This is a genomic window from Corynebacterium variabile (genome assembly GCF_006539825.1).
In the GTDB taxonomy this organism is placed as follows: domain Bacteria; phylum Actinomycetota; class Actinomycetes; order Mycobacteriales; family Mycobacteriaceae; genus Corynebacterium; species Corynebacterium variabile.
In genome coordinates, this window is sequence record NZ_BJNT01000009.1 from 75,625 (window position 1) to 91,544 (window position 15,920).

The following is a 15,920-nucleotide window of genomic DNA, read 5'->3' on the forward strand; positions in this document are numbered from 1 at the left end:
CACCCGGGCCGCGTAAGGGGCACCGGTAGACTGCCGGTGTGCCCCATCCCGACGAACCGGACCGCGGACCGGACCACGCCGACGCTGCAGGGCTGCGCGCCCTGCTCCCAGACATCGGCGCCGCAGGCTCACGCAGTGCCCTGCTGCACCGGGGACCCTCTGACGCGCCGGCCACCGGTGACGACACCGGTCCGGTTCCTTTCACCCGACGCGAGCGCACCCGGTTCCGCACCGCCGCGTTCGCCGGCACCTTCGGCGCGGTCCTCGCTGCTCTCGGTGGGCTCGGCGCCGGCGCGGTACCCGTGGTGGACAACAGCCTCTGGTCCATGCCGGTCGTCAGTTTCCTCTCCCTGCTACTCCACAGCACCACGGTGACCGTCTTCGTCGGCATCGGATTCCTCGTTCTCGGCTGGCTGATGATGTGGCGGTACTGCATCCCCTCGGTACGTGCTGACGGGACGCCGTCCCCGGTCGCCCCGTTGCGGACGCTCTACCGGACCATCCTCGCCTGGTCCCTGCCCTTCGTGGCGACCGCACCCCTGTTCACCCAGGACATCTACTCCTACCTGGCACAGGGGTCGATCGCTGCCCAGGGACTCGACCCCTACGCGGGCGGGCCCGCGGACCTGCTCGGGGTCGACGACCCACTCGCCCGCTCCGTCCCGCTGGTCTGGTCCCATTCCCCCGCTCCCTACGGGCCGGTGGCCGTGGGTATCGCGGCCCTGATCTACCGGCTCACCGGGGACACTGTCGGCACAGCTGTGGTCCTGCACCGACTGGTCGCCGTCCTCGGCATCGTCCTGGCAGCGTGGGCGATGGTGCGGCTGGCCAGGCGCTGCGGTATCCGGCCCCAGGCCACCCTGTGGCTCGGCGTCCTCAATCCACTGGTGCCGCTCCACCTCATCGGTGGCCTGCACAACGAAGCCCTGATGATGGGGCTGCTCCTCGCAGGCCTCGAGCTCTCACTCACGGCCACCGACCGGTTCACCGCACTGAGCCCCCGCCGCCGGATCGCGGTGGGTGCAGTCGGCATCATGCTCATCAGTTGCGCCGGGATGGTCAAGGTCACCGCCTTTCTCGGGCTGGGCTTCGCCGGGGTGGCCCTGGCCCGCTATCTCGGTGGCCGGTTCCGTGACCTTCTCACCGCCGCCGGAGTCTTCCTCGCCGGATCCGTCGCCGTGGTCCTGCTGTTCTCCCTCGGTACCGGGCTCGGCCTCAGGTGGATCAGCGTGCAGGGCGGTGCAGCCGATGTCGTGAGCTGGATGTCCGTCATCTCGGATGTCGGCGTGCTGTCCGGCACCGTCGGCGAGAGACTCGGTCTCGGTGACCACTCCGACGTCGCTCTCGGTCTCGCCCGTACCGTCGGTCTGTGCATCGGCGCGTTCTGGGTCGTACGCATGCTCTGGGCCGCCTACCGCGGCCGGATCCACCCGGTCGGCGGACTCGGTGTCGCCACCTTCTTCCTCGTGGTCTTCTTCCCCGTCGTCCATCCCTGGTACCTGGTGTGGGCCGTCATGCCACTGGCGGCCTGGGCCGACCGCGCGGGCTTCCGCGTGGCTGTCGCCGTGATCTCCACCGTGCTGAGTTTCTTCGTCCTCCCCCGCGGCCTGAACCTTCCGGCCTCGACCGTCACCCTCATCTACGTGATGTTCATCATCTTCTTCGTGGTACTCCTGATCATCGGCACCGTCTTTTACCGCCGCGTCCGCGCCGCCGACTACAGTGGAACGCCGTGAGAAGTGAATCCACCCCGGCAGACGGGCCCGTCCTCCAGCTCCGCGGTGTCGTCAAACGCTTCGGCCCGGTGACCGCCGTCGACGGCCTCGACCTGCAGCTCGGACGCGCGGAAGTGCTCGCGCTCCTCGGACCCAACGGTGCGGGGAAGACCACCACGGTCGAGATGTGCGAGGGGTTCATCACCCCGGACGCCGGCACGGTCAGCGTCCTCGGGATCGACCCGGTCGCCGATGCCGACCAGCTGCGCACCAGGATCGGCATCATGCTCCAGGGCGGCGGTGCCTATCCGGGCGTCCGCGTCGGGGAGATGCTCCGCCTCGCGGCGTCCTACTCCGCGGATCCACTGGACCCGGACTGGCTCCTGGAGACAGTCGGTCTCGCCGGACACGAGAAGTCCAACTACCGACGCCTGTCGGGTGGTCAGCAGCAGCGTCTCTCGCTCGCTCTCGCCCTGGTCGGACGCCCCGAGCTGGTCTTCCTCGATGAACCCACCGCGGGCCTGGACGCACAGTCCCGGCTCGCGGTGTGGGATCTCGTCGCGGCCCTGCGACGGGACGGCGTCTCCGTGGTGCTGACCACCCACCTCATGGACGAGGCCGAGGCGCTGGCCGACAAGGTCGTGATCATCGACCACGGGGCGGTCGTCGCCCAGGGCTCCGTCTCCGAGCTCACCAGTACCGCTGACCCCGTCATCTCGGTCCGCTGTGCGTCCGGTATCGACCTCGACATCCTCGAGGACCGGCTGAATGATCCCCGGGTGTCCGTCAGTGCGGTCCGCCCCGACCGCTTCACGGTGACGGCACCGGTCTCCCCTGAGCTCGTCACCGCTCTGACCACCGCGGTGGCAGAACAGAATGTCCTCATCACCTCACTGCGTGTGGAGCAGCGAAGCCTCGAGAGCGTCTTCCTCGACATCACCGGACGGGAGATCCGCGCATGAGTCCGACCCGACACACCTCCGACCGCTTCGCGCCCGGAACCTTCAGTCCGCGACCGACGCCTGCACCGGCGTCGGCACTGCTGCGCGCCCAGGCGAGAATCGAGAGTCTGCTGTTCCTGCGGCACGGTGAACAGCAGCTCCTCACCCTGGTCATCCCGATCGGCATGCTCATCGTCTTCAGCCTGCTGCCGGTCACCGACCTTGACGATCCGGTCGACGAGATCTACCCGATGACCCTGGGCATCGCGCTGATGGGTGCCGGATTCACCGGACAGTCGATCGCCGTCGCCTTCGACCGACGCTACGGCGCACTCAAACGCATCGGCGCCTCGGGTGTCCCCACCTGGGCGTTGATCGGCGGCAAGATTGCCGCCGTCCTGTCCGCCGTGGTGATCCAGCTGGTCCTTCTCACGACGATCGCCCTGTTCCTCGGCTGGCGACCGGACCTGGTCGGACTTATCCCCGCCGCTGTGTTCATCCTCGTCGGCGCGGCCACCTTCACCTCACTGGGGTTGCTGCTCGGCGGCACCCTGGGTTCTGATCTGGTCCTGGCGCTCGGCAACACCCTCTGGTTCCTGCTGATGGGAGCGGCCGTCGTGACGGTCATCGACCCTGATCTCCCGACTGCCGCGACAGACGCCCTTGATCTGCTGCCCTCCGTGGCGCTCACCCACGGGCTGGTGGACGCGGCATCCGGATCGTTCAACGTCGTCGCCCTCCTCATCCTGCTGGTGTGGGGTGCAGGGGGTACCCTCGCCGCCCTGCGCTGGTTCTCGTTCACGATGGACGGGGACTAGACTCAGGGGTCGTGACGACGACGCCCGAGACACACCAGAAAGCCATGCCGGCGACTCCGGCGTACAGCGCACCGCCGGCCGACGTGGCCGAGGCATTGGTGAGAATGAAGGAACGGGCGGCGCAGGCCGGCAACGGTTTCCACCGGGGGGTTCTCGCCTTCTACGGGGCGATCCTCGGCCTGTGCCGCAGGCTTCCGGTACCGACGGTCCAGCGACAGTGGCTCTACGCCGTCATCCTCATGGTCTGCCAGGGTGGTATCACCTTTACCGGCGCCATGGTCCGCGTCACCGGCTCGGGCCTCGGGTGCCCGACCTGGCCGCAGTGTCAGCCCGGTTCGCTGGTCCCTGAGGCCGGTTCCGCACCCGCGCTCCACCAGGCCATCGAGTTCGGCAACCGGATGCTCACCTTCGTGGTGTCGCTGGCCGCGATCCTCGCGTTCCTGGCGGTCCTGCGTGCCGCCCGCCGGTCCAGCATCCTGCACAACGCCTTCCTGCAGGGCATCGGCATCATCGTCCAGGCGGTGCTCGGCGGCATCACCGTCCATATGGATCTCGCCTGGTGGATGGTCATGGCGCACTTCCTTCCGTCGATGCTGCTGACCTTCTTCGCCGCCGTGATGGTGGTCAAGGTCAGGGAACCTGACGGCGCGCCCCGCCGCACCGGTATGCCGACGGCCCTGCGCTGGGCCACCTGGATCTCCACGATCTCCCTGATGGTCGTCCTGGTCACCGGCACGATGACCACCAGCTCCGGGCCTCACGCCGGTGACGAGGCCATCAAGGAGTCCGACCGTCTCCAGATCTCGCTCATCGAGATGGCCAACCTGCACGCCCACGCGATGTACCTCTACCTGGGTGTCACCATCGGTCTACTCGCCGGCCTCTTCGCGGTACGTGCCGACCGACGCATCCTCAAGGCCTCGGGCCTTCTGATCGTCGGCATCGTGCTCCAGGCCGCCGTGGGCATCCTCCAGTACAACATGGGCGTGCCCCGTTGGACTGTGCCGCTGCACGTCATCGGCTCCGCGATCCTCACCGCCGCCACCGGCCTGCTGTGGTCGATGCGCTTCCGGCGCGGCGAGGACACCCTGGACCGTGACTTCGACAACTGGGACGCTCAGTCCGACACTCCGCATGAGGACGCTCAGGCCGCCACCCGCTAGGCAGCATCTCCGCCTCTCCCCCTCCACGGCCCCGCAGACAGTGCTCTGCGGGGCCTTCGGCGTCACTGGCAGGGAGCTGCCCGGGCCTGCGGAGAGGATCCCCGGGCTGACGGGACCGTCGCCCGGGCCTGCAGGCGGTCACGGTGGCAGACGAGCGGTCACCGTGGCAGACAAGAATGTCGCGCCGACCGGGAGACCCCGACCTTCTTGTCTGACACCAGGCACTCTCGTCTACCGGCAAGGACAACGGCGAACTGTCACCGATGTTCCGGGACATCACAGAGGACCCGGTGCAGCAGGTCGCAGATACACGGAAGGCGCGGGCGGAAGGCTTCACGGCCTTCCTCCCGCGCCCGGGGTGATCCCCCGTCAGAGCATGTCTGCGATGGTCTGCAGACCGATCACGGCGTCCACCGAGAGGCCCACGAACAGGATCGAGAGGTAGTTGTTCGACAGGAAGAAGAGGTTCATCGGCTTGACCTTCACACCCTTCTTCACGCCGTTGTGCAGCCCCTGCGCCCGGATGATGAACCAGGCACCACTGACCACGGCAATCACCGCATAGACCCAGCCGGCCGCCGGAACCAGCAGCAGGGAGCAGATGACGGTGGCCCAGGTGTACCAGAGGATCTGCCGGGTGACCTCCAGCGGAGGCTTCACCACCGGCATCATCGGCACACCGGCGGCCTCGTAGTCCTCGCGGTAACGCATACCGAGCGCCCAGGTGTGGGGCGGCGTCCAGAAGAAGATGATGAGGAACAGGACCAGGGCCTGCGCCCAGGAATCCCAGCCCGCGTGGAACGCGCCACCGGTGGCGTCCGTGGTGGTCGCCCAGCCGACCATGACCGGCATGCAACCGGCCGCGCCGCCCCAGATGACGTTCTGCCAGGTCCGGCGCTTCAGCCACTTCGTGTAGACGAAGATGTAGAAGGCGATGGTGATCAGGATGAACACTGCAGCGAGCCAGGAACCGCACAGCAGCCACAGCCACAGGACGCTGAGGACCGTCAGCGCCCAGGCGAATACCGTCGCCTGCCCCTTGGTGACGGTGTGCTTCGCCAGCGGACGCCGGTGGGTACGACGCATCATCTGGTCGATGTCGTAGTCGGCGATCATGTTGAAGGCATTCGCTGCGGCGGCCCCCATCCATCCGCCGACGAGCGTCAGCAGGACGAGACCGAGGTCGATCTCCCCGCGCTGTGCCTGAAGCATCGAGGGGATGGCGGCCACCAGGAGCAGTTCGATGACCCGTGGTTTGGTCAGCGAGATGTACGCCTTGATCTTCTCCACGGGTTTTCTGTCCTCCGTACGCCACCGTCATGTCGCCGTCTTACGGCGGCGCTGCCAGACCGTCAGGTTACCTGAGTGGACGCGGCGACCGTAAACCGCCGTACCACAGCCCCACAGACACCGCCGGGCAACTACACTGTCGAGGTACCCCACTTCAACATCAGGAAGGCAGCACCAGCGTGACTCTCCCCCCGGAACTCGAATCCCGTACCGTCCGGAACTACCCGGAGGACTGGGCTGAGCTGGACACCCGGGCGGTCGACACCGCACGCGTGCTCGCAGCGGACGCCGTCGAGAACTGCGGTTCGGGGCACCCCGGCACCGCAATGTCCCTCGCTCCCCTGGCATACACCCTGTACCAGCGGGTGCTGCGCCACGATCCGACCGATCCGTCCTGGGTCGGCCGTGACCGCTTCGTCCTCTCTGCCGGACACAGCTCACTGACCCAGTACATCCAGCTCTACCTCGGTGGGTTCGGTCTGGAGCTCGACGACCTCAAGGCACTGCGTACGTGGGGCTCCCTCACCCCGGGGCACCCCGAGGTCGGCCACACCGCCGGTGTCGAGATCACCACCGGCCCGCTGGGTCAGGGCCTGGCGTCCGCCGTCGGTATGGCGATGGCGGCCCGCCGCGAGCGCGGCCTGCTCGACCCGGAGACCCCGGCCGGCGAGTCCCCGTTCGACCACAACATCTACGTCATCGCCTCCGACGGTGACATCCAGGAGGGCGTCACCTCCGAGGCGTCCTCTCTGGCGGGCACCCAGCAGCTCGGCAACCTCGTCGTCTTCTGGGACGACAACTCGATCTCCATCGAGGACAACACCGACATCGCCTTCACCGAGGACGTCGTCGCCCGTTACGCCGCCTACGGCTGGCAGACCCTCGAGGCCAATGCCGAGGACGTCGTCGGCATCCTCGCCGCCGTCGAGGAGGCCAAGGCGGACACCTCCCGCCCGACCTTCGTCCGGATCCGATCGGTCATCGGCTACCCCGCCCCGACCAAGATGAACACCGGCGGCGTCCACGGTGCCGCCCTGGGTGGCGACGAGGTCGCCGGTGTCAAGGAGGCCCTCGGCTTCGACCCCGCAGAGAGCTTCGCCGTCGCCGACGAGGTCATCGCCCACACCCGTCAGCTCAGCGAGCGTGCCGCCGCGGACCGTGCCGAGTGGCAGAAGGGCTTCGACGCCTGGGCCGCCGCCGCGCCGGAGGCCAAGGTCCTCCTCGACCGCATCAGCGCCCGCGAGCTGCCGGAGGGCTTCGACGCCGATCTGCCGACCTGGGAGCCCGGCCAGGCGGTCGCGACCCGTAAGGCCTCCGAGGCGGCGCTGCAGGCACTCGGCGCCACCCTGCCCGAGCTGTGGGGCGGTTCCGCCGACCTCGCCGGCTCGACCAACACCATCATCAAGGGCTCGCCCTCCTTCGGTCCGGAGTCCATCTCGACCGACGCCTGGTCCGCCGAGCCTTACGGCCGCAACCTGCACTTCGGTATCCGTGAGCACGCCATGGGCGCGATCCTCAACGGCATCGCCCTGCACGGCGGCACCCGCCCCTACGGTGCAACCTTCCTCCAGTTCGCCGACTACATGCGTGGTGCGGTCCGCCTCGGCGCCCTGATGAGCACCGACGTCTACTACGTGTGGACGCATGACTCCATCGGCCTCGGTGAGGACGGTCCGACGCACCAGCCGGTCGAGCACCTCGCCGCGCTGCGCGCTATCCCGAACCTCTCGGTCATCCGCCCGGCGGACGCCAACGAGGCCGTCCAGGCATGGTCCGCGGCGCTGAAGGCCCCGGCCGCGCCGAAGGCCCTGATCTTCACCCGCCAGAACATCCCGGTGCTCGAGGGCACCGCCGAGAAGGCAGCCGAGGGTGTCGCCCGCGGCGCCTATGTCCTCGTCGAGTCCTCCACCGAAGTTCCGCAGGTCATCCTGCTGGCCACCGGTTCCGAGGTCGAGCTGGCCGTCGCCGCCGCCGAGACCCTCGAGGCCGACGGCGTGGGCACCCGCGTCGTCTCCGTGCCGTGCATGGAGTGGTTCGAGGCGCAGGACGCCGACTACCGCGAGTCCGTCCTCCCTGCCGCCGTCACCGCCCGCGTCTCGGTCGAGGCCGGTATCGCCATGCCGTGGAAGGCCTACACCGGTCTCACCGGCGCGAACATCTCCCTGGAGCACTTCGGTGCCTCCGCCGACTACAAGACCCTCTACCGGGAGTACGGCATCACCGCCGACGCCGTGGTGGACGCCGCCCGCTCCCTGCTCTGACCCGACTCTCCATTCCCTGAAAGCTGGTTATTCGTCCGATGTCTTCCTCCACCACCCCTGTAGCCGACCTCGCTGCCGCCGGAACCTCCGTCTGGCTCGACGACCTGTCCCGCGACCGGATCACCTCCGGTAACCTCGCCGACCTCATCGCCGGGTCCGGCGTCGTCGGTGTGACCACCAACCCCGCGATCTTCGCGTCCGCCATGTCCAAGGGCACTGCCTACGACGAGCAGATCGCCGAGCTCAAGGCCGCCGGCGCCGACGCCACCGAGGCGGTGTTCACCATGGCCGTCGACGACGTCCGCAACGCCTGCGGTGTCTTCACCGACGTCTACCGTGACTCCGCCGGTGTCGACGGCCGCGTCTCCATCGAGGTCGATCCGCGTCTCGCCGAGAACCGTGAGGAGACCGTCGCCCAGGCGAAGTCGCTGCGCGAGCGCGTCGGCGCCGAGAATGTCATGATCAAGATCCCGGCCACCGAGGTCTGCCTCCCGGCGATCACCGAGGTCCTCGGCGCCGGCATCAGCGTCAACGTGACCCTCATCTTTTCGGTCGCCCGCTACCGCCAGGTCATCGACGCCTTCCTCGCCGGCATCGAGCTGGCCAAGGCCAACGGCCACGACCTGTCCACCATCCACTCGGTGGCGAGCTTCTTCGTCTCCCGGGTGGACACCGAGATCGACCGCCGTCTCGACGAGACGGGCGGCAACGACGCACTCACCCTCAAGGGCAAGGCCGGCGTCGCCAACGCCCGCCTGGCCTACGAGGCCTTCAACGACCTGCTGGTCACCGGTTCGCGGTGGCGTGAGCTCGCCGCGGCCGGAGCCAATGTCCAGCGTCCGCTGTGGGCGTCCACCTCGGTGAAGAACCCGGAGTACTCCGACACCCTCTACGTCACCGAACTCGCCGGCCCGCACACGGTCAACACCATGCCGGAGAACACGCTGGAGGCCACGCTCGACCATGGCGTGATCACCGGTGACACGCTCACCGGCACCGGAGAGGACGCCGCCGAGGTCTTCCGTGCCCTGGAGGGTGTCGACATCGATCTCGACGACGTCTTCCGCGTCCTGGAGCGCGAGGGCGTCGAGAAGTTCGTCAGCTCCTGGACCGACCTTCTCGATGTGATCGGGGCCCGGCTGTGACAGCGAACCCGCTGCGGGACACCGAGGACCGTCGGCTACCCCGGATCGCCGGTCCCTGTGGCCTGGTGATCTTCGGTGTCACCGGCGATCTCGCCCGTAAGAAGCTGCTGCCGGCCGTCTACGACCTCGCCAACCGCGGCCTGCTCCCCGCCGGTTTCAGCCTCATCGGCTACGGCCGACGCGACTGGACCAAGGAGGAGTTCGAGGAAGAGGTCCTTTCCTCGGTCCGTGACCGCGCCCGCACCCCGTGGCGTGACTCGGTCTGGGACCAGCTCGCCGCCGGTATCCAGTTCGTCAAGGGCGACTTCGTCACCGACGGGGCCTTCGACGACCTCGCCGCGATGACCCGTCGGATGGACGCCGAGCGCGGCACCTCCGGAAACTGGGCCTACTACCTCTCGGTCCCGCCGCAGTACTTCTCCGACGTCTGCAATCAGCTCGAACGCTCCGGCCTGGCCGACAGCACCGACGGCTGGCGTCGCGTCGTCATCGAGAAGCCCTTCGGCCACGACGAGGAGTCAGCCCACGAGCTGAACAAGACCGTCAACGCGGTCTTCCCCGAGACCTCGGTGTTCCGCATCGACCACTACCTCGGTAAGGAGACGGTGCAGAACATCCTGGTCCTGCGTTTCGCGAACCAGATCTTCGAGCCGCTGTTCAACTCGCGCTACATCGACCATGTCCAGATCACCATGGCCGAGGACCTCGGCCTGGGCGGCCGCGCCGGCTACTACGACGGTATCGGGGCCGCCCGTGACGTCATGCAGAACCACCTCCTCCAGCTTCTCGCCCTCGTGGCGATGGAGGAGCCGGTCACCTTCTCCCCCGACGAGCTCAAGGCCGAGAAGCTGAAGGTCCTCAAGGCCACCAGCGCGACCGGGCCGTTCACCCAGACCACCGCCCGCGGCCAGTACACGGCCGGCTGGCAGGGCTCGAAGTTCGTGCCCGGTCTGCGTGAGGAGAAGGGTTTCGACCCGGATTCCGGCACCGAGACCTATGCCGCCGCCACCTTCGGCATCAATTCCCGGCGTTGGGCAGGCGTGCCCTTCCATCTGCGCACCGGTAAGCGTCTGGGGCGCCGCGTCACGGAAATCGCCCTGGTCTTCAAGTCCGCGCCGCACGAGTCCTTCACCGATGGACAGACCCAGGCGCAGGGCGACAATGCCCTGGTCATCCGGGTACAGCCCGACGAGGGTGTCCTGCTGAGGTTCGGGTCAAAGGTCCCGGGTTCGGCGATGGACGTCCGTGACGTGAACATGGACTTCTCCTACTCCGAGGCGTTCACCGAACAGTCCCCGGAAGCCTACGAGAGGCTCATCCTCGATGCCCTGCTCGACGAGGGCAGCCTCTTCCCCACCAATGAGGAGGTCGAGGAATCCTGGCGGATCCTCGATCCGGTCCTCAACCACTGGGCGGAATCCGGGCGTCCTGAGGATTACCCCGCCGGGACCTGGGGCCCGGAGGGTGCCGACCGGATGATGGGACGCAACAACCGAGTCTGGAGACGACCGTGACCACAGCAGAAGAACAGACCTCAGTTGTCCCCCGCGACGGCGGGGTCAACCTGGGTCGGACGAGTACCCACCGTATCGAGACCACGCTGCGTTCCCTGCGCGAACAGCGCGGCGAGGTGTCCACCGGGCGCGTCCTCACACTCATCGTCTCGGTGCGTTCCGAGGAGGACCTGGAGTCGGTCGTCCACGGTGCCAACGAAGCCTCCCGCGAGCACCCGGCCCGCGTCATCGTCGTGGTGCATGACCGCACCACCGACGAGGTCTACCTCGACGCCGAGCTCTACGTCGGTGGAGACGCAGGCGCTGCGGAGATCATCCTCATGCGGCTCCACGGCGAACTCGCCGACCACGCGGATTCTGTGGTGACCCCCCTGCTGCTGCCGGACACCCCGGTGGTCGTCTGGTGGCCCTTCACCTCCCCGCGCAACCCCGCCGGGGACTCCCTCGGTGCTCTGGCCTCCCGCCGGATCACGGACTCGTTCTCGGACGCCGCCGCGGGCAAGGGCACCAAGGCCATCTTCCGTCGTCGGATCGGGTACACCCCCGGTGACTCCGACCTGGTGTGGAGCCGCATCACCCCGTGGCGTGGCCTGCTCGCCAGCGCCCTGGACCAGCGTGCCGACGACACCGTGACCAGCGTGGAGATCACCGGCCCCTCGGAGGATCCTGCCGTGGACATCGCCGCCGGGTGGCTCGCCACCCGGCTCGAAGTCCCCGTCACCCGCTACGCCGGGGAGGCGGTGGACATTCCGGTCGACGGCGAAGGCATCCCGACCGCACCTGTCGAGCGCGTGGTCCTGCACCTCGAGGGTGGTGACCTCGTCATGGAGGTCATCGACCACCGCTCCGTCCGGATCGTCGACGGAGACACCGACAATCTCGTCACCCTGCAGCGGCGTACCCTCGGCGAATGCCTTGCCGAGGAACTCCGCCATCTCGAGCCGGACGCGGCCTTCGGCGATGCCCTCCACGGACTTCCCCGGGTGACCGTGGCCCGGGCCGGGGTCACCGGGCGCGACAACTCCGTCAAGGAGAGCGGTCGGTGAGCGCCGCGCAGTGTGTGGTGTGGGACGACCAGCAGGCGCTGAGCGCCGGCGTCGCCCGTCGCATCGTGGACCTGGTCAGCGACATCCAGCGTAACGGCGGGGTCGGTGGCACCCAGGGTGCCGACGGCTTCGCCCGGATCGTGCTGACCGGCGGTGGTGCAGGCATCGGCGTCCTCACCGAACTCGCCGTCCTGGACCACGCTGCCCGGGAGACCGCAGACAGCTTCCCGGTCGCCGCAGTCGACTGGAACCGGGTGCATGTCTTCTTCGGCGACGAGCGGTACGTCCCTGCCGACCATCCCGAGCGCAACGAGGGTCAGGCGGACGCCGCACTGCTCGACCACGTCGGTATTCCCCCACAGCACGTCCACCGCTACGCGGTGCCGGCTGAGGGCGAGGACCCGACCGGCCCCGGGCTGGACGCCGCAGCCGAGGCCTACGCTCGCACTCTCACCGAGTTCGCACCGTCCGGTTTTGACCTCCACCTGCTCGGCATGGGTCCCGAGGGACACGTGAATTCCCTGTTCCCCCACACCCCCGAGCTGGACGCCACCGCGACCGTGGTACCGGTGCGTGACTGCCCCAAGCCGCCGCCGGAGCGGGTGTCGCTGACACTTGATGCCGTCCGCTCGGCACGTCAGGTCTGGCTGCTGGTCTGCGGGGACGCCAAGCGTGAGGCCGCGGGACACGCCGTGTCCGGTGACGATCCGTCCCGGTGGCCGGCCGCCGGCGCCCGGGGCTCCGAAGCGACCGTCGTCCACGTGGACGCCGCCGCCGACCCGTCCTGACCGGTCCGGCACAGCAGACACCCCCGGGTGGTTCCGATGAACCACCCGGGGGTGTCCTGTGATCTGCCGACGTCCTACAGGTCGTAGTTGAGGACGAGGTTGAGGCTGACGATGGCCAGCACCCAGATCACCGCGGTGATGATGGTCAGACGGTCGAGGTTCTTCTCGACCACGGTCGATCCCGAGAGGCTGGACTGCATACCGCCACCGAAGAGGCTGGACAGGCCGCCACCCTTCCCCTTGTGCAGGAGAACGGAAAGCCCCATGAGGAGGCTGGTGACCACCAGGACGATCTGGAGGGTGAGAATCACGGAGTCTGCCTAACATCGGTCGACAATACGGACAACGGCCCCATCCTAGCACTACCCCGAGTTACGCAGGCCGGTGGCGAGGCCGTTCATCGTCAACCTGATTCCGTCGAGTACGTCCTCTGACTCGTCCCCGGCACGGTAGCGCCGCAGCAGCTCGAGCTGAATGAGGTTGAGCGGGATGAGATACGGGAAACGGTTACGCATCGAGACCGCCAGTTCGGGATTGTCGTCGAGCAGACTCTCCGTGCCGGTGACCTTGACGTACATGTCCAGGGTCAGGTGGAACTCCTTGACAATCGCCTCGAAGATGCGGTCAGCGTCCGCGCGGTCCGGGACAAGTCCCGCATACATCTTCGCGACCGCGAGGTCGGCCTTCGCCATCACCTGGGCCATGTTCGACATCACCGAGCGGAAGAACGGCCACTCCCGGTGCAGCTTCCGAAGGAATGCCAGCCGCTCGGCGTCCTCCCCGACCCAGGCGCTGAGTGCAGACCCGACGCCGTACCAGCCCGGCAGCATGATCCTCGACTGTGACCAGGACAGCACCCACGGGATCGCCCGGAGGTCGGAGATGCTGCTGGTCTGCTTGCGCGAGCTCGGCCGGGAACCGATGTTGAGGTTGCCGATCTCGGCCAGCGGGGTCGACGAGGTGAAGTACCCGATGAATCCGGGGTCCTCGTGCATCAGGGCGGAGCAGGTCTTCCGGGAGAGCTCCGAGAGCTCACGCATGGTGGCGTAGGCCTTCTCCGGTTCCTCGACCCGGTCGACGGGCAGCAGACTGGCCTCGAGAGTGGCGGAGACCAGGGCCTCGAGGTTACGTCGGGCGACAGAGCGCACACCGTACTTCGCAGAGATGATCTCGCCCTGCTCGGTGATGCGGACGCTGCCCTGCACCGCGCCCTCCGGCTGTGCGAGGATCGCTTCATGGCTCGGTCCGCCACCGCGTCCGACGGTGCCGCCGCGGCCGTGGAAGAGCCGCAGACCGAGGCCGGCGGCACGTGAGGCGTCCACCAGTGCCAACTCGGCGTCGTAGAGGGCCCAGTTCGCGGCGAAGTAGCCGCCGTCCTTGTTGGAGTCCGAATAGCCCAGCATGACCTCCTGGATGCCCTCGCGCTCCTCGGCGACATAGGTGCGGTAGAAGTCGTGCGACCACAGTTCCGTCATCACCGATGCACCGGCCTTGAGGTCGTCGATGGTCTCGAACAGCGGGATGACGTCGACGGAACCGTGCAGCACCCCGTCCTCGACCCGCACCAGGCCGACCTCCTTGAGCAGCAGGACAGGTTCGAGGATGTCGGAGACCGAGGACGCCATGGAGATGATGCAGTGCGGCACGACCTCCGGACCGAACCTGCGGGCGGCATCGGCGGCGGAACGGAAGATCCCCAGTTCACGGCCGGTCGCCTCACTCCACTCCGCCAACGGGTCCACCAGCGGGCGCGGCGAATGGAGCTCCCTGGTGAGCAGCAGGATCTTCTCCTCCTCGGTCAGTGAGGAGTAGTCGTCGGCCACGCCGGCCCGGGCGAGGATCTCGGTGAGCACATTCTCGAAACTCTCGGAGTTCTGCCGCAGGTCCAGTGCACTGAGGTGGAAACCGAACGTCCGCAGTGCGGTGATCACCGTGGCCAACCGGTGGTCGGCGATGATGCCGTCGTTGGAGGCGCGCAGGGAGCGGTCGATGACCGCCAGATCCTCGAGCGCGGTAGCCGCGTCCGGGTACGGGGTGTGCCCGTCGGCGACACCGGGGACCACGGACCCCGCACCGAGGGTCGCGACCGCAGCGGCGGCGATCCTGCCCCGGATCCCGTGGACCGCCCGGCGGTAGGGCTCGTCAGAACGGGAGGGGACGTCGTTGTGGCCCCGGTCCGCCAGGTCATCCAGCTCAGGCTCGACCACGGTGAACCGGGTCGACAGGCTGAGTTCGTGCTCCAGCTCGGCAAGCTCGGCCAGGTACCAGCTGAAGACGGTCTGTGCGGCGCGGTGGGTGGCGTAACGGACGGTGTCTCCGGTGACGAAGGGGTTGCCGTCGTGGTCGCCGCCTATCCAGGAACCGGGTCGCACCACGGGGGTGTCCGGCACCCCGGGTCCGAACTGCTCCCGTAACGCGTTGCTGACCCGCAGGTTGAGCAACGGAATCTCGTGGAGGAGGCTGATGGTGAAGTACCGCAGACCGACGTTGATCTCGTCCTCGATCCGGGGCCGGACCGAACGGATCAGGGCGGTCTGCCAGAGGATGGTGACGCGCCGGCGGATGTCACGGTCGATCTCGGCGAGACGCTCGTCGCTACGGGCGGTGAGACCGGCGGCGATGATACGTCCACGAGAGCGCATCAGCCGGGTGATGTCCGACTGGACGTCGAAGACGGTACGGCGGCGGGTCTCGGTCGGGTGGGCGGTGAGGACCGGGGCGACATGGGCCCGCCCCATGACTTCGGCGACCTCCCCGGAGGTGACGCCACCCTCGGTGAGAGTCGGCCAGGTCGCGGCGAGCGTGGACGCCGGCGGTGGGTCACCCGCGTCCGCGAGCCGGTCCCGGACACGCTCCTCATGGAGGTCTTCGGCGAGGTTGGCGAGCAGGCTGAAATGACTGAACGCCCGGATGACCGGCAGCGCGCGGTCGGCGGGCAAGTCGCGCAGCCGGGTGGCCAGGTCCTCGACGGTGCCGTCGCCCTGGCGGATCCCGAAGGCCGCACGGCGGGCGGATTCCACCAGGTCGAAGACTTCCTGACCCTCCTGCTCCCTGATGATGTCCCCGAGGATGGCTCCGAGATAGCGGATGTCCTGGCGGACTCCCGGGATGATCTCCGGGGTATCCACGTCCGGCGGCACGACGGGTACAGCCGTGCCCGGGACAGAATGTCGGGGTGGTGTCTCTGGCGAGGATTCGGTCATGCCGCCATTGTGCCCCGGTTCCCCCACCCCTGCAGG

11 protein-coding genes and 1 pseudogene are annotated in these 15,920 nt (G+C 68.1%); 9 read left to right on the forward strand and 3 right to left on the reverse strand.

The genetic code is table 11. From position 1 onward, the window contains the following. The first annotated feature begins 38 nt into the window (after positions 1–38). The 4 genes from mptB (at position 39) to CVA01_RS06675 (ending at position 4,637) form a co-directional block, all read left to right on the forward strand. Positions 39–1,736, forward strand: a complete 1,698-nt coding sequence (gene mptB, locus CVA01_RS06660) for a polyprenol phosphomannose-dependent alpha 1,6 mannosyltransferase MptB (RefSeq protein ID WP_141329535.1) — start codon at positions 39–41, stop codon at positions 1,734–1,736. Further along, positions 1,733–2,677 (forward strand): ABC transporter ATP-binding protein, encoded by a 945-nt coding sequence (locus CVA01_RS06665; RefSeq protein WP_041630008.1) that lies wholly within the window; start codon positions 1,733–1,735, stop codon positions 2,675–2,677. Before mptB ends, CVA01_RS06665 begins: the two co-directional genes overlap by 4 nt. Next, entirely contained in the window at positions 2,674–3,474 is an 801-nt protein-coding gene (locus CVA01_RS06670) for an ABC transporter permease (protein ID WP_041630009.1), read from the forward strand. Before CVA01_RS06665 ends, CVA01_RS06670 begins: the two co-directional genes overlap by 4 nt. 104 nt (positions 3,475–3,578) lie before the next feature. Beyond that, positions 3,579–4,637, forward strand: coding sequence for a COX15/CtaA family protein (locus CVA01_RS06675; protein ID WP_141329622.1), 1,059 nt, complete (start codon positions 3,579–3,581; stop codon positions 4,635–4,637). Positions 4,638–5,006: 369 nt separating this feature from the next. Here the strand turns inward: CVA01_RS06675 and CVA01_RS06680 are convergent. Continuing rightward, a pseudogene (locus CVA01_RS06680) lies at positions 5,007–5,930 on the reverse strand (heme o synthase); the annotation flags it as partial. Positions 5,931–6,106: 176 nt separating this feature from the next. Between CVA01_RS06680 and tkt the strand changes: the two are divergent. The 5 genes from tkt to pgl are packed head-to-tail and all read left to right on the forward strand — an operon-like array spanning position 6,107 to position 12,681. Next, positions 6,107–8,188 carry a transketolase gene (gene tkt / locus CVA01_RS06685; RefSeq protein ID WP_141329537.1) on the forward strand — a complete coding sequence of 694 codons (2,082 nt, stop codon included), beginning with the start codon at positions 6,107–6,109 and terminating at the stop codon, positions 8,186–8,188. Between the two features lie 38 nt (positions 8,189–8,226). After that, positions 8,227–9,333 (forward strand): transaldolase, encoded by a 1,107-nt coding sequence (tal, locus tag CVA01_RS06690; RefSeq protein ID WP_073884277.1) that lies wholly within the window; start codon positions 8,227–8,229, stop codon positions 9,331–9,333. Beyond that, positions 9,330–10,847 carry a glucose-6-phosphate dehydrogenase gene (gene zwf / locus CVA01_RS06695; RefSeq protein WP_141329539.1) on the forward strand — a complete coding sequence of 506 codons (1,518 nt, stop codon included), beginning with the start codon at positions 9,330–9,332 and terminating at the stop codon, positions 10,845–10,847. Before tal ends, zwf begins: the two co-directional genes overlap by 4 nt. Continuing rightward, on the forward strand, positions 10,844–11,893 hold the full coding sequence (locus CVA01_RS06700) for a glucose-6-phosphate dehydrogenase assembly protein OpcA (protein WP_014009994.1): 1,050 nt from the start codon (positions 10,844–10,846) through the stop codon (positions 11,891–11,893). Before zwf ends, CVA01_RS06700 begins: the two co-directional genes overlap by 4 nt. Then, on the forward strand, positions 11,890–12,681 hold the full coding sequence (gene pgl, locus CVA01_RS06705; protein WP_170209718.1) for a 6-phosphogluconolactonase: 792 nt from the start codon (positions 11,890–11,892) through the stop codon (positions 12,679–12,681). Before CVA01_RS06700 ends, pgl begins: the two co-directional genes overlap by 4 nt. Positions 12,682–12,755: 74 nt before the next feature. On the opposite strand, the gene secG is transcribed toward pgl, so the two are convergent. Together secG and ppc are read right to left on the reverse strand one after the other, a co-directional pair. Further along, positions 12,756–12,992 (reverse strand): preprotein translocase subunit SecG, encoded by a 237-nt coding sequence (gene secG, locus CVA01_RS06710; protein ID WP_014009996.1) that lies wholly within the window; start codon positions 12,990–12,992, stop codon positions 12,756–12,758. A 51-nt stretch (positions 12,993–13,043) separates the two neighbouring features. Continuing rightward, positions 13,044–15,794, reverse strand: coding sequence for a phosphoenolpyruvate carboxylase (gene ppc / locus CVA01_RS06715; protein ID WP_170209721.1), 2,751 nt, complete (start codon positions 15,792–15,794; stop codon positions 13,044–13,046). Between the last annotated feature and the right edge of the window lie 126 nt (positions 15,795–15,920).